A 25,568-nucleotide genomic window follows, 5' to 3' on the forward strand; every position below is an offset into this window, starting at 1 on the left:
CCCATGCCGGTCAGCTATTCCAGGACAGGTGCCGTCGCCACCTTCACCATCGACAACGGCAAGGTGAACGTCTTCACCCCGGCGATGCACCGGGAGCTTCACGACGCGCTCGTCGACTTCAACCGCGATCCCGCGATCCGTGTCGGCATCCTGACGGGCTCGGCCGGAAAGAGCTTCTGCGCCGGCGACGACATCCGCACCGTCCTGCCGGAACTGAGCCCTCAGGAAGCGCTGGAGGCGCATCTTTCTCCGCATTGCCATGAGGCGCGCACCGGCCCGACGCGGCCGGGCTGGGAACAGGACGTCATGCGGATGCGCCGCGTGAAGCCCATCATCGGCGCCGTCGATCGCTATTGTCTCGGCCAGGGTCTGATCTACCTGCTGCTGCTGACCGAGCTCAGGATCGCGACGGAGCGCGCGCAGTTCGGCTTTCCCGAGATCGCCTACGGCATGGGTGGCGCCGGTGCGATGACGCGTCTCGGACGCATGATCCCGCAGGCGGTGGCCATGGAGATGCTGCTGCTCGGGGAGAGGATCGACGCCGCCAGGGCGCTGTCCGTCCACCTGATCAACCGGATCGTCCCGCCGGAGCGGCTGCTGTCCGAGGCGCAGGCGATGGCGGAGACGATCGCCGCCCATCCGCCGGTGGCCGTGCAGGTCGAGCTCGAGGCCTATCATCGGGCGATGGACATGTCGCGCGAGCAGGCCATGGACTATGCCGGCACGCTCTTCCGCTTCCAGCGCGTGGCCTATGACGGGCCCGGTGCGGGCACCGGCTTCTTCCGCAAGACCGACGACCAGCAATGAGCCCGGCACCATGACCCACAGGATCGGCGCGGCGCAGCTTGCGGCGGAGAGGGCGCGCATCGAGCGTCTCGAGGCGGGCGCCCTCACGACCACGATCGGAGCGTTCTGCCGCAAGCGCGCCGCCGCGCTCGGCGCCAGGCCCTTCCTGGACGTGTTCGAGCGGGGCGAGCGCGCGACCTATGCGCAGACGGAGCAGACCTCCAACCTGATCGCGAACGGGCTCGCGAGCCTCGGCATCGGGAAGGGCGACCGGGTCGCGGTCATGCTGCCGAACCGGATCCTCTATCCTCTGCTGTTTCTGGCGCTGGCCAAGCTCGGCGCCATTCATGTGCCGGTCAACACGCGCTACACGCCGCGCGAGATCGCCTATGTCACCGGCGATTCCGGAGCGGCGGCGCTGATCGTCGACCCGGCCCATCTGGAGACGCTCGCGGCGGTCGAGGAGCGCGATCGACTGCCGCCGGCGGCACGAACCCTCGTTCCCGACGGCAAGGCGAGAGCGGGCATGGTCGACTTCGACGCGCTGGTGGCAGGCGCCTCGGATGCCCCGCCCCGCGATCCCGGCATCGCCCCGGACGATCTGATGAACATCCAGTACACCTCCGGCACCACCGGCTTCCCCAAGGGCTGCATGCTCAGCCATGACTATTGGATGGTCCTGGCGCAGAGCGCGGCCTGGTGGGACGCCGAGCCGGTCTCGCGGCTGCTGACGGCGCAGCCCTTCTTCTACATGGATCCGCAATGGCATCTGCTGAAGACGATGGTGCTCGGCGGCACGCTGTTCATGGCGCCTCAGCTCTCCTCGTCGCGCTTCATCGGCTGGGTGAAGCGCTACGGCATCGAATGGTGTCAGTTCCCGATCCTGATGACCCGCCAGCCCGAAGCGCCCGATGACGGCGCGACGGCGCTGAAGCAGGTGGCGAGCTTCGGCTGGGACGGAGAGACTTGCAGGGCCTTCAAGAGGCGCTTCGGCGTCAGGGCGCGCGAGGGCTTCGGCATGACCGAGATCGGCCTCGGCACGCTGATGCCGCCGGGTTTCGAGGCGATGTTCGATTCCGGCTCCGTCGGCATCGACGGGCCGTTCCGGCAGACCACGATCCGCGACGAGGCGGGCAGGGCGGTTCCGCCCGGCCGGCGCGGCGAGCTCTGGGTGCGCGGGCGCGGTCTGCTGCAAGGCTATTGGAACCGGCCCGGTGCCGATGCGGAGGCCTTTCGCCCCGCCGATGACGGTGGACCGCGCTGGTTCCGCACCGGCGACCTGTTCGAGGCCGACGAGGACGGCTTTCTCTGGCTCGTCGGGCGGCTCAAGGACATGATCCGGCGCTCCTCGGAGAACATCGCGGCGCGCGAGGTCGAGGCCGTGATCCGCGAGCTGCCGCAGGTCGAGGATTGCGCGGCCGTGCCGGTGCCCGACGCCAAGCGCGGCGAGGAGGTCAAGATCTATGTGCAGCTGAAGCCCGGGATCACGCCGGCGGAGCTGCCGCCCGAGGCGATCCTGGCCCATGCCCGGGCCGGCCTGGCCGCCTTCAAGGTCCCGCGCTTCTACGCCTATGTCGAGAGCTTCCCGCGGACGGTCTCCAACAAGATCGAGAAGCGCAATCTCGTCGCCGGCGTCGCCGATCTGCGTGCCGACGCCTGGGACGCGGAGGCACAGCACCCGCCGGGCTGACGGCTCTCCACGCACGCGCGTCGTACTGGTCCTCCCTTGCCGCATGGCGCCGGCCGTCGTGTCGTCGGGGGGCGGCCGACGCCGCGAAGACCCGGGAGTCAGCCGCCGGCCCGGCGTCGGGCGGCAGCCCGCGCATTGACATGCGTCAATGCGCCTGACGCCCTGTCTGAAGTATTCAGCTTTGCCGTACGAGTTGTATTCATGCAAATGTAAGTAGCAGGCAGTAGAATTAAGACAGTATTAACCTCGGGCGACGGCGGGGCGCCGCTCCACGGAAGGGGTTGCGTTCGGATTTCATCGAAGGGCAGCGCCAATGACCGACCGCAGAACGCTCATCAAAGCAGCCGGAACAGCTTTCGTCGCATCCGTGCTCGACACCCCCGCCGTGCGGGCCGAAGCGGACGATCCGCTCTGCTACGCCTCCGTCGATGAACTCATCGCCATGTTCCGGGCGCGGAAGGCTTCGCCCGTCGAGCTCCTGAAGGCGCAGATCAAGCGGATCGAGAGCTTCAATGCGAAGGTCAACTGCATCACCTACGACCATTTCGATCAGGCGTTGACGGAGGCCCGGCAGTCGGAGGAGCGCTACCGGCGCGGCGACGCCAGACCTCTCGAAGGCATCACGGTCGCGATCAAGGACGAGTTCAGCCGGCCGGGCTGGCGGACGACGCAAGGCTCGCTCGTCTTCAAGGAGTCGCCGCCGGCAACCGAAAACGCGGCGATCATCGACGCGCTCGAAGCTGCCGGCGCCGTGATGCCGTTCCAGACGACGGTGCCGGAATTCTACCTGTTTCTCGGCGCCTCGACCCGCGCCTGGGGCACAACCCGTAACCCCTGGAACCTCGAATACTCCCCGGGCGGATCCTCCGCGGGGTCAGGGGCGGCGCTGGCGGCGGGCTTCACCACGCTGGCGACGGGGTCGGACATGGGCGGCTCGATCCGTATTCCCGCTTCCCAGAACGGTCTCTACGGCTTCAGGCCGCCGTTCGGGCGCGTCGCGAGCGGAGAGATTCCCTTCTCGACCTCCGGCCCGCTGGCGAGGCGCTTCGACGACCTCGTCCATCTCCAGAACGCCATCGTCGGTCCCTCCGACAAGGTCATGGCCGCGATCCGGCCGCGCCTCGATTATCCCTCCCGGTACCCGGACCTTGCGGGCTGGCGTGTCGCTGTCGACTGGGGCGCGGCCGTCGCCGCTGTCGTCCCTTCGGTGAAGGAGCTGATGCTGAAAGGCCTTGAAGCGCTGCGTGCCGCGGGCTGCGTCGTGGACGAGGTCGATTGCGGCTTCTCGAAGGACCAGAAATTCGTCTTCATGCGCGGTCTCATGGCCTCGGCGATCGGCACTCTGATCGAGACATCCAACGCCCATCGCGATCTGCTCTCGCCCTATATGGCAGAGGTGCTCGACCTTGTCGGACCCGTCGGGCCGCGGCAGGCGGAGGAAGCGGAGGATCTGCTGGAGCGCCTGCACCGACAGGTCCAGCAGCGCGTCTTCGCAAAAGGATACCGCGTCCTGCTCATGCCGACCATGGCGACGCCTCTCGTTCGCGCGGACATGTTCAAGAGCAAGGCGGACAACGTCGATGTGTGGACCGGCACAGGGTTCGGGCATGCGCTGACATGGCCCTGGAACCTCCTCAACCGCTACCCGGTCGTGGACGTCCCGCTCGGCCTGGCCGAGGCCGGCATGCCGTCGGGCCTGCAGGTTATCGGGCAGACCTTCGCCGATCTCGACACCTTCCAGTTCGCCTCGAACTGGTCCCGCTTGCGGCCGGCCCTGTTCGCGGAGGGCCGCTTCCCCGCCTTCGCCTGAGCCGACACGACCAGGGCGCGTTCCGGCCGGCCGGGAACGGAGGGCCGGGGCGTCGCCCTGCATGCCATGATCATGGCTGTCGCAAGCGGTATGATCGTGACTAGAGTTGCGCTTCCTGTCGCAGAGATGTGGAACGCGATGCATGACAGCGCTGATCGGTGAGGGGCGTCCTGACGGTGCGATTTCGGTTCTGCTGGTCGAGGACGACGCCCCGACCCGTTGGCGGCTGCATGATGCGCTCGCCGGCGCGCCGGAATTCAGGGTCACCACGGCCGCGACCCTCGCCGAGGCGCGCGCCGCGCTGAATGGACCGGCGCCGCAGGTGCTGCTGACGGATCTGCAGCTGCCCGACGGCCACGGAGTCCAGCTGATCCGCGAGACGCGGCAGCGCTTTCCGCAGACCGAGATTATGGTGATCTCGATCCTCGGCGACGAGGAGAGCGTGATCTCCGCCATCATGGTCGGCGCTACGGGCTATCTGCTCAAGGATGCCTTCCCGACCGACATCGCCGCCACGGTGCGCGATCTGGTCGCCGGGCATTCGCCGATCTCGGCCTCGATCGCCCGCTTCATCGTGCGTCGGACGCAGGGGCAGCCCGGACGCTCGCCGCTTCCTCCGCTCAACACCACCAAGCTGACGCCGCGCGAGATCGACATCCTCTGGGGCATCGCCAAGGGCTTCAGCTATGCCGACATCGCCGGCCATCTCGGATTGTCGCGCCAGACGGTGCCCGGCCATATCAAGAGCATCTATCGGAAGCTCGAGGTCAATACGCGCGGCGAGGCCGTTTTCGAGGCGCTTCAGCAGGGCCTGATCCGGCTGTGAAGACCGAGGTGGCGGACGAGGCCTCGTCCACGGCATGGGACTGGATCTACCGAGTCAGCGGCTATGTGCTCGTCCAGGCGCTGATCGCCGTGGTCTGCATCCTGCTGCTGCGCCAATCTCCGCCGGAGCCGCCGGCGCGCCACCGGCTGACCGGCGCGGTCCTCGTCGATGCCGCAGGCGAGCGCGCGGTCGGCCTGCCGCATCACTACCCCTCCCGCTTCACGCTGCACGACCCGCCGCTCTACCGCATGTCGTTCGAGCGGCCGGCCGATGCGGCCGGGCAGGCCTGGTCGGTCTTCCTGCCGCGCTTCACCAATGGCGTCGAGGTCGCGGTCAACGGCGCCGTCATCCTCGACAGCCGGCGCGATCCCGACGCCAACCGGCCGGACCGCAACACGCCGGCAATCGCCGCCATTCCGGCGCCGCTGCTGTATGACGGCGCCAATGTGCTGACGGTCCGCCTCTTCGTCTGGGAGCCGCTCACCGGCTTTCTCGACCGCCTCTATGTCGGTCCGGACGATGCGCTCCGCCCGGCCTATGCCAGGCGGACATCGCTGTTCCTGACACTCCCCGTGGTGTTCTCGGCCTGGCAGGCGATCCTTTCCGTGATTCTCGGCATCATGTGGCTGAAGCGGCGTCACGAGCCGGCTTATGGGGTCCTGGCTGCCGCCATGGCGCTGGGAACCGCCCAGGCCTTCGTCTCGACGCCGGTCGGGCAATCGCTCTATGCCGGGCTGAACGCCATCCTGATCGCGTCGGCGCCGCTGGAGAGCGCCTTCGTCCTGGTCTTCCTGATCCTGTTCCTCGGGCTGAGACTGCCGTTCCATGCGGTGGCGGTCTTCTTTCCGGGGCTGCTCATCGTCGCGGTCGGCCTCTTCGGCGATCCGCACCTGGTCCGGCGCGTCTATCTCCTCTTGGGACCGCCGACGGTCGGCTTCTGCCTCGCCATCATCGCCGTCGTCATCGCTCGCGCCGCGGTGGAGCGGCGAGACGTGGTCGGCCTGTTCCTGGGCTGCGCCATCACCATCGTCATGGTCTGCTGGATCCACGACATGCTCTCGGTGCTCAACATCACCTCCGACAGACGCATCTTCCTCGCGCGCCTGTCCTATTCGGCGCTGCTGGTCGCGATCGGCGCCGGGCTGACCTGGCGCTTCGCGAGGGCGCTCAACGAGATCGACAGCTTCGCGGGACGCATGGTCGGCCTCGTGCGCGAGGCCGAGGACAAGCTCAGGGCGAGCTTCGCGAGGGAGGAGGAGCGGGCGCGTGCCGCGGCGCTCGCGGCCGAGCGCACCCGCCTGATGCGCGACCTGCACGACGGCCTCGGCGGCCAGCTCGTCAGCATCGTCGCGCTCAGCGAGCGCAGCGGCCGCGACGGCGCCGGGATCGGCGAGGCGGCGCGCGGGGCGCTGAAGGACCTGCGCCTCGTCATCGACGCCATGGACGATATCGGCGGCGACCTGATGCTGGCGCTCGGCGCCTGGCGCGAGCGCATCGCGGCGCAGCTTCGTCCGCACGGTCTGGCGCTGGAATGGCGCGCGCTCACGCCGGATGGACTGCCGCTCCATCCGGAGCTCAGGCCCTGGCATGTCATCCAGATCCTGCGGCTGCTCGACGAGGCGGTCACCAACGCCGTGAAGCATGCCGGCGCGCGGCGGATCACGGTCAGCCTCCAGACGATCGCCCGGGAGGGCGGGCCCGGCCACGGACGCATCACCATCGAGGACGACGGCCGGGGCTTCGCCCTGCTGCCGGATGGCGAGGCGGCCGCGGGCACGCCGAAATCGGCGCGTGGCCTGGCCAATATGCGCAGGCGTGCCGCACGCTGCGGCGCACGTCTCGATCTGGCCTCGGGCCCTGCGGGCACGCGGGTCAGGCTCGATCTGCCGGAGCACTTCCCGGATCTGGAAGATGCGGCCGGCTGAGCGGCCCAGCCCGGCCTCAGCGGCGGCCGGCGCGGTTGACCGGCCCGCCACGATTATAGGGCGTGCCGGGCCGCACCCCGACACCGCGCGCGCCGACGCCCGGCGTCGCCACCGCCGCGCGGGCTACCGGAGCCCCCACCACCGGAGCGGTCACCGGCCGCGCCACGCAGCCCTTCGGCACGCCGACGGTCTTGCAATAGACCACCGCCTCGGCCGGCGTGGCGCCGAGCGAGGCCGCGGCGAGCGCCGAGACCGCCGCCAGCGCCAGACCGGCGCGCGGCAAACCGATACGAACCATCTCATGTCCTCCGACTGGGCGCCCGGATCATGCAGCGGGACCGATCGGTCGCCACAGCCGGCGCAGCATCATCCTGAAGCGGGGCGAGGCCGTGCGACATCCCATGAAGATGGGGTGACGGCGGGCCGGCTTTGCCGTTTGATCGTCGTCGATCGAGATGGCCGCAGATCCTTCGCGGGCGCGCAAGCAATAGGGAATGCCGCATGCGGAGCGGCCCGTCTGTCCTGCCGGGATCGCCGGTCTCTGGCGGGAGCATGGCTTCGCCGCTCGACGGTCTCCAGTCGCTCGCCGAGCGCGCCGAGGCCGAATTGCTCGCCGCCGTCGCCGCGATGCCCGGCCTTCCCGGCGAGCTCTGGCGCGTATGGCCGCGGTCGATCGCTCCGCTGCTTCCGATCCTCGTCCACGCCTCCGCCGTCTGCGCGGCCGTGATCCTGGGCTATCTCCTGGTCCGGCGCCTGACCCTGCGCCGGCGCGAGCGCGCTGCCAGGATGCGATCCGCCTTCGCGGGCATGGTCACTCTGGCAGGCCTCGAGCTCCTGGCGCTGGCCGCGGCGGTCGTCACCGGCAGGGTCCTGCTGGTGCGCTGGCTCGGCATCGCTCCGGGAACGGGCGGCTTCACCACGGATCTGACGATCGCCCTGATCCGCTGGCTGTTCGGCGTGACCCTGACCTTGCTCCTGCTGCAGCCTTCGGTCCGCAGGTTCCGCCTCGCCGCGCTCGACGATGCCGGGGCGCGCAAGGCGATCTGGCGCGTGGCCATCCTCTTCGCCGTCGGCCATGCCCATGTCGTGCTGCTGAACGCGGCGCAGCGGGCCGGGCTCGGCCTGCCCTCGGTGAAGCTGCTCTCCTGCCTCGTCGCGCTCGGCATGACGGCGGGAGCGCTCCAGCTGCTCGGCACGCTCAGGCGCCATGGCATGCGGCCGATTCCGCGCTTCTCCGCGGCTGGGCTGACGCTGGCGACGCTGGCCCTCTGGGTCTGGGGCTGGGTCGCGCTCGATTTCGACCTCTACCGCGGCGCTGTCGGCACCATCATCGTCCTGCTGCTGGCGGTCGCGCTCGACCGGGCGGTGGCGATCAGCATCCGCGACTCGCGGCGCCCGGCCATGATGCGCCTGCTCTTCGTCCTGCGCGTGGTCATCGACGCGCTGGCGGCCGCGTTCGTCCTCAGGATCGCCGCCGAGTTCTGGGTGATGGAGGCGTTCGGCGTCTTCTCCGCCGAGGAATGGCCCGGCTTCGCGCGCCGCCTCACCTTCGCTTCGATCGTGCTCGTGCTGGCGGTCACGCTCGTAGCGGTGATCCACGCCTGGACCGAGGCGAAACTCACGCCGCCGGAGACCGGCATGACGGCGCAGGAGCGCGAATACCGGCTCGCACGCCTGTCGACGGTGCTGCCGATCATCCGCTTCGTCGCGATCGGCGTGATCGGCGTCGCCTTCTCGCTGGTTGCGCTCTCCGCCATCGGCGTCGACACCACGCCGCTGATGGCCGGGGCCGGCATCGTCGGCCTCGCGATCAGCTTCGGCTCCCAAACCCTGGTCAAGGATATCGTCTCCGGCATCTTCTACATGCTCGACGACGTCTTCCGGCTCGGCGAGACGATCGAGGCGGGCAGCCGCTGCGGCCAGCTCGAACAGATCAATCTGCGCAGCGTCCGCCTGCGCGACCAGGCCGGCCGGCTCCACACGATCCCCCTCGGTGATCTCGGCGCCGTCACCAACCATAGCCGCCGGCTGGTGCGGATGACCGTCAGCGTGTCGCTCGACGCGGTGCCGGGCCAGGCCGAGCTCCTCCGCTTCAGTCGCAATGCCGCCGCGGCCCTGCGCAGCGAGCCGATGATCCACGCCGCGATCGCCGGCGACATCTCCGTGCGGCTGACCGAGCCGTCCGATGCCGCCGAGGGCATGATCACCTTCTCCTTCAGCCTGGCGGCGACGACGGCGGAGCGGGCGCGGGACCTGGCCCAGCGCCTGGTCGACGAGACGGTCGAGGAGGCACGGATGGCGGCCGTTTCCGGGGCGGTGAGCGTCACCGTCGCTGATCTGCCGACGGCGCCGGCCACGCCCCCGTCGCCACCGCCGGCCCCGGCGGTCACGGCGCCGCAGCCGCAGGCGATGCCATGAACATGGCATGGGCCGCGGCTGCATCTTCGCCGATGGTTTCGCTCGCCCGGGCCGGCGGACGACCGGCGGGCAAGGGCTCTTTCGTGAAAGGACGATGCATGACCAGGTCGGTTCTTCTGGCGCTTGCGCTCATCGCGGCGAGCGGCTCCTCCGCCTCGGCCCAGTCGGGACCGAGCGCGCAGGAGCGTGCCGCGTGCCGCGCGGACGCGACGAAATTCTGCGCCTCCTTCGTCGGCAAGCCGGCGCAGATGAACGGCTGCCTGCGCGACAACAAGGCCCAGCTCTCCGAGGGCTGCCGCAAGGTGGTCGACGCGCGCGGCGGCTGAGCCGAACCGCTTCATCGTCAGCGTGCAGCCGGAGCGGGCCGAGGCGAACAAGATGATGCGCGACGCGATGAGACGCGCCGGCCTGGCCGTTCTTCTCGGCTCCGCCCTGCTCGCGGCCGGCTGTGCCGGTCCGAGCCGCGGCCTGCTGGTTCCGCTCTCCGATGCGGCCGGAATCGGCCAGACCCGGACCATCCTCGCCGTGACCACCCGCAGCCGCGCCGCCGAGCTGCCGCCCGGCCATCTCTTCTCGGGCGAACGCGGCGAGGGCGCCCGCTTCGCCAGCCTGACCCTGTCGCTGCCGCCCGGCCGGGAGCCCGGCGCGGCTCCCGCGGACGCCGACAACCCCGACCCGGCCAGGCATATCGCCCTGGTCTCGTCGCGCGAGCTCAGCCAGGCGGAGTTCAGCTCGCTCGCGGGCGCACGCCGTGCGGCGGCCCCGGGCGCGCGCCGCGCGCTCGTCTTCACCCATGGCTACAACACCTCCTTCGATGCGGCGGTGGTGCGCTTCGCCCAGATCGTCGACGACACCCGCTTCGAGGGCCTGCCGGTCCTGTTCAGCTGGCCCTCGCGCGGCGGCATCACCGATTACGGCTACGACAAGGACTCGGCCAATTTCAGCCGTGACGCGCTGGAGAAGCTGCTCGCGACGCTCGCGCGCGAGCCGGGGATCAGCGGCATCGACATCTTCGCCCATTCAATGGGCAACTGGCTGACCATGGAGACGTTGCGCCAGCTCGCGATCGCCAAGGACCGCAAGACGTTGAGCCGGCTCGGCACCATCGTGCGCGCCGCGCCCGATATCGACATGGACGTGTTCCGCACGCAGATCGCCCGCCTCGGCCCGCTCGCAGCGCATATGGTGGTCTACGCCTCGAAGGACGATTACGCGCTGCGGCTCTCGCGCCGCCTGTTCGGCGGCATGATCCGCGCCGGCGAGAACACCGACCTCGCGCAGTTCCGCGCGCTCGGCCTCGCGGCCCACGACCTCTCGGACGTAGCGGGCGGGGTCGGCCGCAATCACAACAAGGCCTTCGGTGACGGCGCGACCATCGGGCAGATCGGCGAGGCGATCGGCGGCCGCGGGCCTCTGCGCCAGAGCGGAGAGGGCATCGCCGGCAGCTTGCAGACGCTCGGGCAGTCGGTTTCCGCGATCGGGGAAGCGCTGCTGCCGGTTCCGGCTGGAGGAGGCATTCGCTGATGGGTAGGATCGTCGTCGGCACAGCCCTGCTCGGCCTGGCCGGGCTCCTTCTCGGCTGCGACGAGAAGAAGGCCAGCCAGCCGCCATCGGCGGCGGAGGTGCGCGTCGCGCCACCGCTCCAGCGCAACATCACAAGATATCTCGAAATGACGGGCCAGACCAACGCCGCCAAGCGCGTCGATCTCGTCGCCCGCGTCCAGGGCACGCTGACCGAGATCCGCCACCGGGACGGGGCGGCGGTGAAGCAGGGCGACGTGCTCTTCGTCATCGAGCAGGACAACTACCGGCTCAGCCTGCAGCTCGCCGAGGCCTCCCAGACCCAGCAGAACGCGCTGCTCGCCCAGGCCGAGGCCGATCTCGCCCGCCAGAAGCAGCTCGCCAGCCGTCAGGCGGCCTCGGAGGCGGCGCTCGACAATGCGCTCGGCAAGCGCGACTCGACCGCGGCGGCGCGCGACCAGGCGGCGGCGCAGGTCGCGCAGGCCAGGCTCAACCTCGCCTATACCGAGGTGAAGGCGCCGTTCGACGGCATCGTCTCGGCGCGCAAGGTCGACGAGGGCGCGCTCGTCGGCGTCGGCGGCCCGACCCTGCTCGCCAGCATCGTCCAGAGCGATCCCATCCAGGTGAAGTTCTCGCTCGACGAGCAGCTCGTCCTGCGCCTGCGCGAAGCCATGCGCCGGCGCGACCTGACGCTCGCCGGCCTCGGCACGATCCCGGTCGAGATCGGCCTCGACACCGAGAAGGGCTATCCGCATGTCGGCCGGCTCGACTATGTCGCGCCCGAGCTCGATGCCGCCAGCGGCACGCTGACCATGCGGGCCGAGATCCCGAATCCGGGCCGGGTGCTGCTGCCGGGCCTGTTCGTGCGCGTCAGGCTGCCGCTGCAGCGCGACGTGCCGAGCCTTCTGGTGCCGGACAGCGCTCTCGGGGCCAGCCAGGCCGGGCGCTATCTCCTGGTCGTGTCCGAGCACGACGTCGTCGAGCAGCGCCCGGTCGAGACCGGCGATCTGGTCGAGGGCGGGCTGCGGGCCATCCGCTCCGGGGTGAGCGCGCAGGACCGCGTGATCGTCGGCCGGCTCCAGGACGCCATTCCCGGCGCGAGGGTCCGGCCCATGGCCGCCAACGCCGATGCCGAGCTGGCGAAGCGTTGATGGCCAGATTCTTCATCGAGCGGCCGGTGCTGGCCAATGTCATCGCCGTGCTCACCATCATCCTCGGGCTGGTGGCGCTGCTGCGGCTGCCGGTCTCGCAATATCCCAATGTCGTGCCGCCGACCGTGCAGGTCACGGCGCGCTATCCCGGCGCCAGCGCCGCGGTGATCGCGCGTGAGGTGGCGCTGCCGGTCGAGCAGAAGGTCAACGGCGTCGAGGGCATGATCTACATGTCCTCGACCTCGACCAGCGACGGGCTCTACACGCTGACCGTGACCTTCCGCATCGGGACGGACGCCGACAAGGCGCAGATCCTGGTGCAGAATCGCGTCGCCGCGGCCTTGCCGCTGCTGCCTTCGGTCGTCCAGAGCCAGGGCGTGCAGACCAGCAAGCGCTCGACCGCGATTCTCGAGATCGTCGCGCTGACGTCGAGCGATCCGCGCCACGGCAGCCTCTTCCTCTCGAACTACGCCACGCTCAACCTGCTCGACGAGATCGCGCGGCTCGATGGCGTCGGCAACGTCAACGTCTTCGGCGCCGGCCAGTACGCGATGCGGATCTGGCTCGACCCGTCGAGGCTGCAGGCGCGCGGATTGCTGCCGGCCGACGTGATCAGCGCCGTCAATGCGCAGAACCGGTCGGTCGCGTCCGGCCAGCTCGGCACGCCGCCGACCGCGGGCGACCAGGCCTTCCAGTACACGCTGCTGGCGCCCGGCCGACTCGACGAGGTCGAGGCCTTCGAGGCGATCATCGTCAAGGCCGACGGCACGAATGGCGGCCGGATCACCCGGCTGAAGGACGTGGCGCGGATCGAGCTCGGCGCGCAGGCCTACGGCCAGGACTTCCGGCTCGACGGCAAGGCCGCCGCCGGCCTCGCCGTGTTCCAGCTGCCGGAGGCGAACGCCCTCGAGGTCGCGGAGCGCGTCGAGGCCAGGATGGCGAGCCTCGCCGGGCGCTTTCCGCAGGGCATGGGCTGGAGCGTGCCCTTCGATACGACACGCTTCGTCGAGGCCTCGATGCAGGCGGTCTACCACACGCTGATCGAGGCGGCCCTGCTCGTGCTGCTGGTGATCCTGATCTTCCTGCAGGACTGGCGTGCGACCCTGGTGCCGGCGACGACCGTGCCGGTCACGATCATGGGCGCCTTCGCCGCGATGGCGGCGCTCGGCTTCACCGTCAACATCTCGACGCTGCTGGCCGTGGTGCTCGCGATCGGCATCGTCGTCGACGACGCCATCGTCGTGGTCGAGGGCGCGGCCAAGCACATGGAGCGGGGCCTGAGCGCGCACGACGCCACGATCGCGGCAATGCGGGAGCTGATCGGCCCGATCGTCGGCATCACGCTGGTGCTGATGGCGGTGTTCCTGCCGGCCGCCTTCCTGCCGGGCCTGAGCGGTGAGATCTACCGGCAATTCGCGCTGGTCATCGCCGCCACCGCCCTGATCAGCGCGGTCAACGCCGTGACGCTGAAGCCGGCACAATGCGCGCTCTGGCTTCGCCCGCCCAGGCACCTGCACGAGCGCGCGCCGATCTTCCGCCTGTTCGAGCATGGCTACCTCGCCTGCGAGCGCGCCTATACCCGCCTCGTCCGCCGGCTCGTCGCCCGCGCCCGCCTGGTCTTCGCGCTCACCCTCGTGCTGGTCGGCCTGTCGGGCTTCGCGCTCAGCCGGATCCCGACCTCCTTCCTGCCGGTCGAGGACCAGGGCTATCTGCTCGCCTCGGTGCAATTGCCGGACGGCGCTTCGCTGGCGCGCACGACGCGGGCGCTGGAGGAGGTCGCCCGGCGGGCCAAGGCCGTGCCGGGCGTCGACAGGGTCGTCGCCATCGCCGGGCTTTCGGCGCTGAACGACAATGCCAGCCTCGCCAATGCCGGCGTCGCCTATGTCATGCTGAGCGACTGGAAGCAGCGCGGGTCGGGCGAGGACCTGCCCGGGCTCTACGCCGCGCTCTCCGGCGCGCTGGCCGGACTCGACGATGGCGCCGTGCTGGTGCTGCCGCCGCCGCCGATCCAGGGCATCGGCAACGCCTCCGGCTTCACCATGAAGGTCGAGCTCCGCGACGGCAGCTTCGACTACCAGAAGCTCCAGCGTCTCGCCGACGCCATCGCCGAGCGCGCCCGCGAGCGGAATGTGTTCCAGGCGGCGCGCAGCACGTTCAGCGCCAGGGCGCCGCAGGTCGAGGCGGTGATCGACCGCACCAAGGCGGAGACGCTCGGAATCTCCTTCGGCACGGCCACCGATGCGCTCGGCGCCTATATCGGCTCGGCCTATGTCGGTCAGTTCGCCAGGTCCGGCCGCGTCTTCCAGGTCTATGCCCAGGCCGAGGCCCCGGCGCGGATGGAGGCCGATGCGGTGCAGGGCCTGAAGGTCCGCAGCAAGAGCGGCGAGATGGTGCCGCTCGGCGCCATCGCCGACATCCGCAGCGGCGTCGGCCCATCGCTGATCAGCTTCCACAATCTCTATCCCGCCGCCACGCTGATCGGCGTGCCCAACCGCACCGTCAGCTCCGGCGAAGGCCTCGCCGTCCTGGAGGAGATCGCGGCGCGGACCCTGCCGCCTGGAGCCGGCTACGAATGGAGCGCGCTGTCCTATCAGGAGAAGGAGCTCGGCGGGCAGGTCTTCGTCGTCTACGGCCTGAGCCTGCTGCTGGTCTATCTCGTGCTTGCCGGCCAGTACGAGAGCTGGATCGCGCCGCTCGGCATCGTCCTCTCGGTGCCGCTGGCGCTGCTCGGCACGGCCGCCGCGATGCTGGCGCTCGGGCTGTCCAGCAATCTCTACACCCAGATCGGGCTCGTGCTGCTGATCGCCCTCTCGGCGAAGAACGCGATCCTGATCGTCGGCTTCGCCCGCGACCTGCACCTGAAGGACGGCATGGCGCTGGCGGAGGCCGCGGTCGAGGCGGCGCGGCTCAGGCTGCGGCCGATCGTGATGACCTCGCTCGCCTTCGTCCTCGGGCTGCTGCCGCTGGTTCTGGCGAGCGGGGCCGGCGCCAATGCGCAGAAGTCGATCGGCTTCGCCACGCTCACCGGCATGGTCGGCTCGACCCTGCTGACGGTGGTCGTCGTGCCCGCTCTGTTCGTGGTGCTGCAGCGGCTGGAGACGCGCCTCGGCACGCGCCGGCCGCGCTCCGCCACCGTGACCCCGTGATCAGGCGGCATCGTTGACCGGGCTGGCCGGCCTCGACGCTCAGGACGACGTCTGTGCCTGATGGGTCGCGCGCAGCACCTCGCGTGGCAGCACGCCGGTCTGACGCTCGACCATGCGGCGCACGACCGGCGGCTCGGGCCCGATATGCAGGCTCCTGACCCGGTCGCCGATTTCGGCGTCGGCCTGGGTGGCGCGCTGGGCCTGGCGGATGTATTCGACCCAGGTCGGGCTGTCGTAGCGCTCGATCCAGAGCTCGGCATCGGTCAGGTCGCGCAGCAGCGACCAGTGGCGGGCACCGTCGCGACGGCGGATGCGCCGGCGCTCCTCCATCGCCTTCAGGAATTCGACCACGTCCTCCTGCCGGATCCGCCATTCGATGGTGACGAAGACCGGGCCGCTGCGCGGCTCGATGTCGACCGCGACCGTGGGCTCTCGCCAGCGGCTGAGCGGATCGAGATTGAGCGCCTCGAGCGGGGGCAGCCGGTATCGCAGCCCGGTGGCCGCGCCGCAGACGAGTGCGACCGCCGCCGCGCTGAGGCCGCCGGCCGGGCCGGAATGGAGGGTGACCCAGCCCCAGGCCCAGCTGCCCACGGCCATGCCGCCGAAGGCCGCCATCTGGTAGAGCGCCAGCGCGCGCCCCACCACCCAGCGCGGCGCCGATAGCTGCACCGTCGAATTGAAGGTCGAGAGCGCCAGTACCCAGCAGGCGCCGCCGACGGCAAGCGCCGGCATGGTGAGCCATAGGGTCGGGCTCTGCCCCACCAGCAGGGCGGCCGCCGCATAGGCCAGGAAGGTCAGGCGCACGAGGGTCTCGGTGCTGAAGCGTCGGCGCAGCCGGGCGCTGACGAAGGCTCCGGCGACCGCGCCGGCGCCGAAGGCTCCCAGCAGGATGCCGAATGTCAGCGGGCCGCCGCGCACGAGATCGCGCGCGATCAGCGGCATCAGCGCGAGGCCGACGATGCCGCCGAAGCCGAAGAGGAAGGCGCGCAGGATGACGGCGCGGATATTGGGCGACATCGCGACATAGCGCAGACCGGCGCTCATCGCGAGCCGCAGCGTCTCGCGCGGCAGCACGCGCTCGACGCGCGGCGGCTGCCAGCGGGCCAGCACGACGAGCAGGCCGATATAGCTGAAGGCATTGACGACGAAGGCGGCGACGGCGCCGGAGGCGGCGACGATGGCGCCGCCGATCGCCGGGCCGACGCTGCGGGCGATGTTGAAGGCGACGCTGTTCAACGTCACCGCCGCCGGCACCTCGGATCGCGGCACCATGTCGCCGACCGAGGACTGCCAGGCCGGGTTGTTGAGCGCGTTGCCGCAACCGAGCAGGAAAGTGAAGACGAGCAGGAGCCAGGGCGAGAGCAGCCCATGCCAGGCGAAGAGCGCCAGCACGGTCGAGACGGCGAGCATGAAGCCCTGCGCCGTCAGCAGGATGCGGCGGCGGTCGTAATTGTCCGCGATCGCGCCGGCGGCGAGCGAGAACATCATCACCGGCAGCGTGGTCGAGGCCTGGACGAGGGCGACCATGTCCGGCGAATCGGAGAGCGAGGTCATCAGCCAGGCGGCGCCGACCATCTGGACAAGGCCGCCGAAGTTCGAGACGAGGCTCGCGATCCAGACCGCACGGAAGATCGGCTGGCGCAAAGGCGCAAAAGCCGAATAGGGGCCGTGGTGAGGCTTCAGGCCTGCGGCGGCGAGGTCGGCTTCGGCGGTTTCGGCCGTGGTCTGCGTGGCGGGCTCTTGCGGCATGCCACAGTTAGAGCATGCCGGCGGCGGATGGGAAGCCGCGCTTCGCCATTGTCCGTCTCGGATGATTCTCTCGACCGCTCTCGGGTTTCAGGAACGGAGGCCGTGGCTCGTCCGGGTCTCAGCTGTCGCTTCGGCCCGACGACGCGCCATTCCCGGCTGGACGGATTTCATGGCTCGGCCGGTTGGACGTAGCGCACGTCATCGGCTTCGATTCTGAGCGGATCCTTGCCGCGATCGCCTGGCCGCCTCGCGCCGTCGGAGCCGAAACGGATGCCATAGTCGCCGGCAACGATTCCCCAGGATTCTGCGGGCGCGGATGGGGCGTCATAGCAACCAGTCGGAGCGAGATCAGTCGTCAGCCCGGCGGAGACCCGACGCAGAGGCTGCTCCCGTCGTCTTGATGATCCGGGCCTTCAACGATCCGGCGCTTCGCACATGCTCCGATCCGTCAGCTGCCCCAGTTCGGCCTGGCCCGCCGGAGCACCGGCAAGATGGCCGCTGGCACTTCGCCGACATCGGCCTGCGCTCGCAGTTCGGACGCCCGACATCGGGGGCGTGTCGAGCAGCAGGCGCGTATAGGGGTGCAAGGGGGCGCCGAACACCGTCTCGGCCGACCCGGTCTCGACGAACCGGCCGAGAGACATGATCGCCAACTGGTCCGACATATGCCGCACGACCGAAAGGTCGTGGCTGATGAAGAGATAGGTCAGGCCGAGCTCCTTTTGCAGCCTGACCATCAGGTTCAGCACCTGCGCCTGGACCGAGACGTGAGGCGCCGGCGGCCTTCGAATGTCGCCACCACACCACGCTCGGCATCGGCAATTCGCGCGAAATCATCCTGGGCGAGGTCGTCTACGCGCATTTCCGCGCCGATGTTGTCGACGAGCGACTTCATGTCGATCCAGCGGCGCTCGACGCGGTCGGCCGCATGGGCGGTCGTGGCTATGCGACGACCCGCGATCGCTTCGACCTGCCGACGATGAGTATCGCGACCTGGCAGGACGATCCGGCAGCTGCGAACCGCCGGCTCCAGACGAAAAGTGAGAGCCGGCTTCACCGATCAGATCGATTCGGCTTGACCGGATCCGGCTCTCGGCCGGCATGCATGCGACCATGCCGAAGCCGGGATGGTCTTCCGCAAGGGCGAGCATCCCTCAGCGCGTCCGCTTCCGGGAGAGCAGCCGCCTGGGTCAGGACGTTCAGTGCAGCCAGGCGAACGGCGCCGCCTCGGCGAACTTGTCGGAGACTTCGCCCGACAGGATCGGCGCGCCTTTCAGGTCCAGCTTGCGCGGCTTGGCGCCCTGGGCGGACAGGTTCATCTTCGCCAGATCGACCCAGAACACGCTGGGGCTGAACACGGACTCGTAATAGTAGCGCCGCGCCGTGATGTCGGAGACCGTACGCCAGATGGTGGTCGCGATGTTCGGGTGTCGAGGATCGGCGATCCCCAGCGGGACGGAAATGTTGCGGGTCATCGAGAACACGGAGGCGAGCGCCGTGCGGGAATCCGTCGCTTTGGGCGCCGATTTCAGGTTGTAGGTTGCCCGCACGAACCGATCTGCCGCGCGGTAGGTGCCGGGCAGCATCGCACCGCCGCCGATCTCGTCCCAATAGCTATTGATGGTCAGCTGCTTGTCGAAGGTTGGCGAGTTGGTCATCACGGTATGGTCGCGGCCGTGATGGACCACGAGCTTGCCGTCGACATACTCGAAGATGGCACTGTCGCCCGATGCGTCGGCCAGCGCGAGATGCGCGCCAGCCGCATCGCCGGTCGGCATCTTCGGCGCCACGAGACGGAAGGGCTCAGCCTGCAGTCCTTTCACCGCTTCCGCGACGGTCGCGTAATTGTCCAGCGCATATTGCAGCCAGGCTCCGATCGACAGGGTCGCCTTCCCGACCTTGGCCTCGGTGCCGTAGTTCGCCTCGGCGAGATAGAGCATGTTGCCGACCAGCCCGACCTCGTTCATCCCGTCGACGGAACCGATGTCGTAAATCGAGGCGACCACCGAGCCGTAGCGGGATGCCCACTTGATCGATCCGCTGTCGATCCCGCCATCGCGTTGCATCCCCTTTGGGAAGGCCCAAAGATGAGTTCCGGTATCCTCCATCCAATCGAGCGTGCGGCCGACGATCTGGTTGCCCGCTCCGCTCCCATAGAGGATGCGCGTGCAGGCATCGGATCTGGCAGCGGCAAGCCCGAGCGCGAGGCTGGCGACGATAAAAGCTGAACGGCGAAGCATACCAGTATCCCCCTGCGGCAGCGCGGGCGCGCCCAATTGCGACGTCAGGAAACCGCTGCCGTCATCGAGGGGCATTGACCTGAATCATTTGTGAGGACCGCCGTGGCGCTACGATTGTGGTTCGGGCCCGACAGCTCGGCCGGTCCAAATTCGTGATCAGAGTGAGCGTCGTGGGCCTGCGCGCCTGGCTGCTGTGAAACGCGAGCCCACAGCCAATTCGCCGCGAGAACTCGGTCACCGCGGTTGTCGCGGCGAACCGCCATGGCGCAAGGCCGAGCCGAGAATCGGCCTCGGCGCCGCGAGACATCGGATAGAACCAGTGTTGGGGATGTCCGCTTCCGGGCGACGGCGCGATGGCTGCAACTGGCGCATCGCGACTGCCGGTTGAGCGAGCGGTTAGCCCGTCGCGAGCGTACCGTTGCGGATATCGGTGACGAGCATGTAGCCAGGGGCGTGGGTAATGCAGAAGCCCGGGCGCGTCCTGGCGATCACCGCCTGGGGCGTGACCCCGCAGGCCCAGAACACCGGGATCTCGCCGGGCCTGATCTCGACGGGATCGCCGTAGTCGGGCGCCATGACGTCCCGGATGCCGATGGCCTGGGGATCGCCGAGATGGACAGGCGCGCCATGGACCGAGGGGAAGCGGCCAGTGACTTGGACGGCACGGATCGCATCGGCCGGCGCCAGCGGGCGCATCGAGACGACGAGCGGCCCGGAGAAGCGGCCCGCCGGCGTCGTCGCGATCGATGTCCGATACATCGGCACGTTCCGGCCCAGCTCGATGTGGCGCACCGGCAGCCCGGCGGCGAGCATCGCCTCCTCGAAGGAGAAGGAGCAGCCGATCAGGAAGCTGACGAGATCGTCGCGCCAGTAGTCGTGGATGTCGACCGGCTCCGCCACCAGCTCGCCGTCGCGCCAGACGCGATAGCGCGGAAGGTCGCTGCGGATGTCGAGATCGCGCCCGAGCGCCGGCAGCATGGGATCGCCGATCTCGGACACGCCGATCAGCGGACACGGCTTCGGGTTGCGCTGGCAGAACAGCATGAACTCGAAGGCGAGCTCGCGCGGCAGGATCGCCAGATTGGCCTGGACGAAGCCGGGCGCGACATTCGCGGTAGGTGCATCGAGCGCCCCCGAACGAGCAGCCAGGCGCGCCGCATAGGGGTCGCGCAAGGGCGTGTTGTCTTCCATGGCCTCAGTTCCGCTTCGCGGCGCGCAGCGCCTGTTCCACCGCCTGCCCGATCGACAGGATCGCGCGATCGCGGCCACCGGCGCCGGCGATCATCAGCCCCACCGGAGCCTCGCCGCGACGATGGCAGGGCAGGCTCAGCGCGCAGCCGTCGAGGAAGTTGATGAAGGTCGGATTGCGCAGGATCAGCAGGTTGGTGGCGCCGAAGACGGCGTCGTCGGCCAATTCGTCGATGCGCGGCGCGACGACCGGCACGGTCGGCATGACCAGGGCGTCGAAGGGCGCGATCCGCCACTCGACCGCGGCGACCCAGGCGGCGCGCGCCGCCAGCACGTCGATATAATCGGCCGCCGACATCTCCCGACCGCGCAGGATCCGCACCCGCACGCGCGGGTCGTAGCGTTCGCCGGCCCGCTGGATCAGCTCGCGATGCCAGTGCCAGGCTTCCGCCGCCGCCAGGCCGCCCTTGACGTTGATCGCGCCGAGCTGCGCGAATTCCGGTACGGCGATCTCGCTGATCCGTGCTCCGGCCCGCGACAATGTGGCGAGCGCGGCCTCGAAGCTGGCCGCGACCGCCGTGTCCATGCCGTCGAGCGCGACGGTCGTCGGCACTGCGAGCCGCAAGCCGGCGAGGCTGGCGTCGCCGAGCAGGTTCTCGCCGGTTCCGGAGAGGACGGCGTCGAGCATGGCGCAACAGGCGACGCTGCGCCCGATCGGCCCGACCGAATCGAGGCTGGTCGAGAGCGGCAGGACCCCGTCGCGCGGGACGCGCCGTGCGGTCGGCTTGAAGCCGGTGAGGCCGCACAGAGCGGCGGGAATCCGGACCGAGCCGCCGGTATCCGTGCCGACCGCGGCCGCCGCCATGCCATCGCTGACCGAGACCGCCGCACCCGAGGACGAGCCGCCCGGAATCCGCTTGGCGGCGCGGTCGAACGGGTTCAGCGGCGTGCCGTAATGCGGATTGAGTCCGAGACCCGAGAAGGCGAACTCGGTCATGTTGGTGCGGCCGACGATAACCGCGCCGGCGGCGATGAGGCGCTCGACCACCGGCGAATTGGCTCGGGCCGGCGGTGCATCGTCGAGAGCGACGCTGCCGGCCATGGTGATGTCGCCGGCGACGTCGAACAGGTCCTTGATCGAGATCGGCAGGCCTTCGATCGGCGAGCGCGGAAAGCCGGCCTGCCGCAGGGCATCGGACGCCCGTGCCGCCTTGAGCGCGCGCTCGGCATAGAGTCTGGTGAAGACGCGGGCGCCTTCCCCGTTGCTCGCTTGCGCGCCCGCCAGGGCGTCCTCGGTCAGGGCGATGGAGGTAGCGCTCCCCGTGGCGAGAGCCTCCTGCAGTTCGGTCAGCGTCCGGCTCATGGTCAGGCGACTTCCGGCAACGACACGATTCGGTAGACATGCTCGATGCTGCGGCCGAGCACCGGGTCGAACAGCTCCATGGCGAAGGACGGAGCCGGCCGGATGCCGCCGATCGCACCGACCGTGCCGCAGATCATGCCGGTTCCATCGGGCAGGAGCGCCGCGCCGTCGGTGAAGCCGGCGACGAGCTCGAGCGGCGGGCGCAGGCTGGACAGCTTGCCCTCCTGGTAGAGCACCCGCGCCCCGTTCTCCTCGATATGGGAGCGGACGATCATCTCGTCCCAGTGCCCGGCGACCTCGGCGAAGCGCCAGGCCTTGCGCGCCAGCGGCTTGGCGCAGATCTGCTTGGAGATCGCGACGCCGATCGTCTCGAGCTTGCGGTCGGTGTGGTCGGAGGCGAGGCTGACATACATCTCCCCGCCGGCGCTGAAGACGAAGGTCTCGACCTCGCCGGAGCTCTCGGTCCCGAGCACCTGGATGCGGTCGGCTTGCGTCGCCAGGCTCGCGGCGACGCGGTAGTAGAGCGGCACGGTGCTCGGACGCGGCACGCCGATGGCGGCGAGCTCCTCGATATGATGTTCGATCGCGGCACGGTCGCGCCCGGCCCAGCCGGCGACGACTAGCTCGGTGAGATCGACCTTGAGGGCGCGCGTGGCGGCGTCGCCCTCGACGACGAAATTCAGTTCCATGACATCCTGCAGATTAGGGGATTGGGAGAGGCGATGCGCCGCGCCTATTCGAAGACGCGGGGGAGAAAGAGTGCGAGGTCGGGAACGAGTGCGAGCAGCAGCAGCAGCACTGCCATCGCCGCGACATAGGGCATGCTGCCCATGATCACGGCGTTCATCGAGCCGCTCTTGCGCAGGCTCTGGACCACGAAGAGGTTGAGCCCGACCGGCGGGGTGATCAGCGCGGCCTCGACGAGGACGATGATCAGGATGCCGAGCCAAATCGGATCGTAGCCGAGCCCGATCATGATCGGCGCCACGATCGGAATCGTGGTGATCATCATCGAGAGCGTCTCCATGAAGCAGCCGAGGATCAGGTAGAACACCACGATCACGACCAGCATCTGCGCCGGCGAGAGGCCGAGCCCCCTGATCGAATTGGTGATCGCGTCGGTGATCCCGGTCGCGGCCATCACGAAGTTGAGGAAGGCGGCGGCGATGATGATCAGCATGATCATCGCGGTCGCCTTCATCGTGCCCTCGACCGCCTCGCGCAGCATCGGCAGCGTCAGGCGGCGCGACCAGGCCGCGAGCGCCATCGCGCCGGTGACGCCGAGCGCGGCAGCCTCCGTGGGCGTGGCGAGGCCGGCATAGATCGAGCCCACGACGAGCAGGAAGATGCCGAGCGGCGGCGCCAGATGCGCCAGGCTGGCGAGGCGCTCGCCCCAGCTCGCGGCGATCCGGCGTCCGCCCCATTCCGGCTTCACGACACAGCCGATGATGACCGTGAGCATGAACAGGCCGGCGAGCAGCAGGCCCGGAATGATGCCGGCGAGGTAGAGCTTCGGCACCGAGGAATTGGTCAGCACCCCGTAGAGCACGAGGTTGATCGAGGGCGGGATCAGGATGCCGAGCGTGCCGCCGGCCGCGAGGCTGCCGAGGAAGAGCGGCTCGTTGTAGCCGTAGCGCTTGATCTGCGGCAGCGCGACCGTGCCGACCGTCGCGGCTGTCGCCACGCTCGATCCGGATGTCGCCGCGAACAGGGCCGAGGCGCCGATATTGGCGTGCATCAGCCCGCCCGGCAGCCAGGACAGCCACAGGCTCATCGCGCCGTACATCCGTTCGGCGAAGCCGGAGCGCAACAGGATCTCGCCGAGCAGGATGAAGAGCGGGATGGCGACGAGCAGGAACTCGTTGTTGGTGCTCCAGGCGAGCTCGCCGATACCGCGCGTCAGCGGCAGCATCGAATAGAGCGGGTCGAGGACCAGGCCGAGCACGCCGAGGGCGGCGCCGACCGGGATCGACAGGCCGATCAGGACGAGCAGGAGGATGAGTGTCGTGGCGATCATACCGCCTCTCCCTTGACCATGCGCTCGCCGGCGGCGGCTTCCTCCTCGGCCTCTTCCTGTGTCGAGCGCACGCCGGCGATCGCCTTCACGGTCGCGACGTCGCCGGTCACCAGCGCGATCGAGGCGCGCAGAAGCATCAGGGCGAGGATGACGCACATGAAGAGCAGGCCGGCGAACCACAGCCCCTGCGGGATCGCGAGCGGCGTCGCCAGCGGCGTGTTGGCCCGCGAGCTCTGGGCGAGCGAGGCGCCGACCACGTCATAGGCGTAATAGGTCAGCATCGCCATGAAGGTGCCGAGCGCGACCAGCGAGACCCAGTCGAAGACGGCGGCGAGCCGCACGGGAAAGTACTGGTAGAGCACGTCGACACGGACATTGGCGCGCTGCAGGGTCGCATAGGCGAGCGACCAGCTCGTGCTGACGGCGAAGGCGTAGCTCGACAATTCGTCCGCCCCACGGGTGGTGAAGCCGAGGAACTTGCGAGCGAGCACGTCGAACGAGATCAGCAGGACGCTGGCGATGGTCAGAGCCCCGGCGCACCAGACGGCGACACGCGACAGGGTTTCCGCATGGCGCAGCAGCGCCGCCAGAGCGTTGGGCGGGGGCGGGCTTGTCATGGTTCCTCGGCTTCCGGGAGAAGGGGAGGAGGCCGGCACGCGCCGGCCTCCGGTTCCGGCGCTTACTTCTTGGCGGTCAGGCCGAGTTCCTTGCCGACCGTGGCGTTGAAGCCGGCGACGCAGTCGGCCGAGCAGCGGGCCGCCCATTTCGGCAGCACCTTCTCCTGCAGCACGGTCTTGAGCAGCGCCTTGTCGGCGTCGGTCGGGACGACGAGCTGCATTTTGCCCTTCACCGGCAGGGTGCAGGTGGCGGCGCCGGTGTTGCAGTCATAGCCCTGCTGGGTCTGCTGCGCGGCGGCGTCCCAGATCTGGCCGACCAGGGTCTTGATGTTGCTCGCCAGGAACTCGCGGACCTTCGGGTCGATCTTGTTCCAGGCGGCCTCGTTGACCGCATGGATCTGCTGGTTCCAGTTGATCGGCAGCGCCAGCAGATGGGTCGAGACCTCGTACCATTTGGCCGAATAGCCGGACAGCGAGCCGGTGATGGCGCAGTCGACGACCTTGTTCTGCAAGGCCGGGACGACCTCGCCGAAGGCCATCGTCACGCTCGAGCCGCCGAAAGCCTCGACGAATTCGGCCTGGGTGCGGCTGGAGGTGCGGACCTTCTTGCCCTTGAGATCGGCGAGGCCCTTGATCTCGGCATTGCAGAACAGCACCTGCGCCGGATAGGGCGAGATGCCGAGCAGGCGGACCTTCGAGCCCTCGCCGTAGAACTTCGCATAGACCGGCTCGAACGCGTCGGTGATGGTGCGCGCCGCCTTCGCGTCCGGCGCGAGGCCGGCCAGGTCGATCGCCTCGTTGATCGGGTTGTCGCTGGCGAAATAGGACAAGGTGGCGGTGCCGAACTCGATCACGCCCTGCGACATCAGCCGCAGCAGCTCCGGCCCCTTCAGCCCCATCTCGTTGAAGCCCTTGATCTCGGCCGTGACCTGGCCCTTCGACTTCTCGGGGATCGTCTTGGTCCAGAACGGCTGCTCATAGTCCTGATAGGCGGTGAGGTTGCTCAGCCCTCCCACGACCTTGAGATTCGTCTTCGGCAGATCCTGCGCGGAGGCGGCGGTCGCCGCCAGCAGGCCGGTGGCGAGAATGAGAGCTTTCATCGTTATCCCGTCGTTGTGGTT

19 protein-coding genes and 2 pseudogenes are annotated in these 25,568 nt (G+C 69.3%); 11 read left to right on the top strand and 10 right to left on the bottom strand.

Annotated elements, in window-relative coordinates; all coding sequences use genetic code 11:
* Positions 1–3 precede the first annotated feature (3 nt).
* The 5 genes from CS1GBM4_RS10940 to CS1GBM4_RS10960 all read left to right on the top strand — a co-directional run bounded on the left by CS1GBM4_RS10940 (position 4) and on the right by CS1GBM4_RS10960 (position 7,037).
* Positions 4–807, top strand: coding sequence for an enoyl-CoA hydratase/isomerase family protein (locus CS1GBM4_RS10940; protein ID WP_186418753.1), 804 nt, complete (start codon positions 4–6; stop codon positions 805–807).
* 10 nt (positions 808–817) lie between these two features.
* On the top strand, positions 818–2,476 hold the full coding sequence (locus CS1GBM4_RS10945; RefSeq protein WP_186418754.1) for a class I adenylate-forming enzyme family protein: 1,659 nt from the start codon (positions 818–820) through the stop codon (positions 2,474–2,476).
* 313 nt (positions 2,477–2,789) lie between these two features.
* Positions 2,790–4,286, top strand: a complete 1,497-nt coding sequence (locus CS1GBM4_RS10950; RefSeq protein ID WP_186418755.1) for an amidase — start codon at positions 2,790–2,792, stop codon at positions 4,284–4,286.
* Between the two features lie 142 nt (positions 4,287–4,428).
* Complete coding sequence (locus CS1GBM4_RS10955) at positions 4,429–5,112, top strand: response regulator transcription factor (protein ID WP_186418756.1); 684 nt, start codon at positions 4,429–4,431, stop codon at positions 5,110–5,112.
* Positions 5,109–7,037 carry an ATP-binding protein gene (locus tag CS1GBM4_RS10960; RefSeq protein WP_186418757.1) on the top strand — a complete coding sequence of 643 codons (1,929 nt, stop codon included), beginning with the start codon at positions 5,109–5,111 and terminating at the stop codon, positions 7,035–7,037. The genes CS1GBM4_RS10955 and CS1GBM4_RS10960 overlap by 4 nt, the downstream gene beginning before the upstream one ends.
* Positions 7,038–7,053: 16 nt before the next feature.
* On the opposite strand, the gene CS1GBM4_RS10965 is transcribed toward CS1GBM4_RS10960, so the two are convergent.
* On the bottom strand, positions 7,054–7,335 hold the full coding sequence (locus CS1GBM4_RS10965) for a hypothetical protein (protein WP_186418758.1): 282 nt from the start codon (positions 7,333–7,335) through the stop codon (positions 7,054–7,056).
* Positions 7,336–7,589: 254 nt separating this feature from the next.
* Between CS1GBM4_RS10965 and CS1GBM4_RS10970 the strand changes: the two genes are divergently transcribed.
* From CS1GBM4_RS10970 to CS1GBM4_RS10990, 5 genes are all read left to right on the top strand, one after another.
* The gene (locus tag CS1GBM4_RS10970) at positions 7,590–9,455 is read left to right on the top strand and encodes a mechanosensitive ion channel domain-containing protein (protein WP_186418759.1); all 1,866 of its coding nucleotides are present in this window, start codon (positions 7,590–7,592) and stop codon (positions 9,453–9,455) included.
* Between the two features lie 98 nt (positions 9,456–9,553).
* A complete protein-coding gene (locus CS1GBM4_RS10975) occupies positions 9,554–9,781 on the top strand; it encodes a hypothetical protein (RefSeq protein ID WP_186418760.1) in 228 nt (75 codons plus the stop codon).
* Between the two features lie 67 nt (positions 9,782–9,848).
* Complete coding sequence (locus tag CS1GBM4_RS10980; RefSeq protein WP_186418761.1) at positions 9,849–10,979, top strand: alpha/beta hydrolase; 1,131 nt, start codon at positions 9,849–9,851, stop codon at positions 10,977–10,979.
* Positions 10,979–12,127 carry an efflux RND transporter periplasmic adaptor subunit gene (locus tag CS1GBM4_RS10985; RefSeq protein WP_186418762.1) on the top strand — a complete coding sequence of 383 codons (1,149 nt, stop codon included), beginning with the start codon at positions 10,979–10,981 and terminating at the stop codon, positions 12,125–12,127. Before CS1GBM4_RS10980 ends, CS1GBM4_RS10985 begins: the two co-directional genes overlap by 1 nt.
* Positions 12,124–15,273 (top strand): efflux RND transporter permease subunit, encoded by a 3,150-nt coding sequence (locus CS1GBM4_RS10990; RefSeq protein ID WP_186418763.1) that lies wholly within the window; start codon positions 12,124–12,126, stop codon positions 15,271–15,273. The genes CS1GBM4_RS10985 and CS1GBM4_RS10990 overlap by 4 nt, the downstream gene beginning before the upstream one ends.
* A gap of 39 nt (positions 15,274–15,312) precedes the next feature.
* On the opposite strand, the gene CS1GBM4_RS10995 is transcribed toward CS1GBM4_RS10990, so the two are convergent.
* Together CS1GBM4_RS10995 and CS1GBM4_RS11000 are read right to left on the bottom strand one after the other, a co-directional pair.
* Complete coding sequence (locus CS1GBM4_RS10995) at positions 15,313–17,022, bottom strand: MFS transporter (protein WP_186418764.1); 1,710 nt, start codon at positions 17,020–17,022, stop codon at positions 15,313–15,315.
* Between the two features lie 548 nt (positions 17,023–17,570).
* Positions 17,571–17,789, bottom strand: a pseudogene (locus CS1GBM4_RS11000) (ABC transporter ATP-binding protein); the annotation flags it as partial.
* 2 nt (positions 17,790–17,791) lie between these two features.
* On the opposite strand from CS1GBM4_RS11000, the pseudogene CS1GBM4_RS24560 reads away from it, so the two are divergent.
* Positions 17,792–18,010 (top strand): annotated as a pseudogene (locus tag CS1GBM4_RS24560) (flavin reductase family protein); the annotation flags it as partial.
* Positions 18,011–18,221: 211 nt separating this feature from the next.
* Here the strand turns inward: CS1GBM4_RS24560 and CS1GBM4_RS11010 are convergent.
* From CS1GBM4_RS11010 to CS1GBM4_RS11040, 7 genes are all read right to left on the bottom strand, one after another.
* On the bottom strand, positions 18,222–19,337 hold the full coding sequence (locus CS1GBM4_RS11010) for a linear amide C-N hydrolase (protein WP_244607170.1): 1,116 nt from the start codon (positions 19,335–19,337) through the stop codon (positions 18,222–18,224).
* Between the two features lie 321 nt (positions 19,338–19,658).
* The gene (locus CS1GBM4_RS11015) at positions 19,659–20,453 is read right to left on the bottom strand and encodes a putative hydro-lyase (RefSeq protein ID WP_186418766.1); all 795 of its coding nucleotides are present in this window, start codon (positions 20,451–20,453) and stop codon (positions 19,659–19,661) included.
* A gap of 4 nt (positions 20,454–20,457) precedes the next feature.
* Positions 20,458–21,813 carry an amidase gene (locus tag CS1GBM4_RS11020; protein ID WP_186418767.1) on the bottom strand — a complete coding sequence of 452 codons (1,356 nt, stop codon included), beginning with the start codon at positions 21,811–21,813 and terminating at the stop codon, positions 20,458–20,460.
* Between the two features lie 2 nt (positions 21,814–21,815).
* Positions 21,816–22,502 carry a DUF2848 domain-containing protein gene (locus CS1GBM4_RS11025; protein ID WP_186418768.1) on the bottom strand — a complete coding sequence of 229 codons (687 nt, stop codon included), beginning with the start codon at positions 22,500–22,502 and terminating at the stop codon, positions 21,816–21,818.
* Positions 22,503–22,546: 44 nt separating this feature from the next.
* On the bottom strand, positions 22,547–23,830 hold the full coding sequence (locus CS1GBM4_RS11030; RefSeq protein ID WP_186418769.1) for a TRAP transporter large permease: 1,284 nt from the start codon (positions 23,828–23,830) through the stop codon (positions 22,547–22,549).
* On the bottom strand, positions 23,827–24,447 hold the full coding sequence (locus CS1GBM4_RS11035) for a TRAP transporter small permease (protein WP_186418770.1): 621 nt from the start codon (positions 24,445–24,447) through the stop codon (positions 23,827–23,829). Before CS1GBM4_RS11035 ends, CS1GBM4_RS11030 begins: the two co-directional genes overlap by 4 nt.
* Before the next feature lie 62 nt (positions 24,448–24,509).
* Entirely contained in the window at positions 24,510–25,547 is a 1,038-nt protein-coding gene (locus CS1GBM4_RS11040; RefSeq protein ID WP_186418771.1) for a TRAP transporter substrate-binding protein, read from the bottom strand.
* Between the last annotated feature and the right edge of the window lie 21 nt (positions 25,548–25,568).

Source organism: Allobosea sp. CS1GBMeth4, from assembly GCF_900185715.1.
Taxonomy (GTDB): Bacteria; Pseudomonadota; Alphaproteobacteria; order Rhizobiales; family Beijerinckiaceae; genus Allobosea.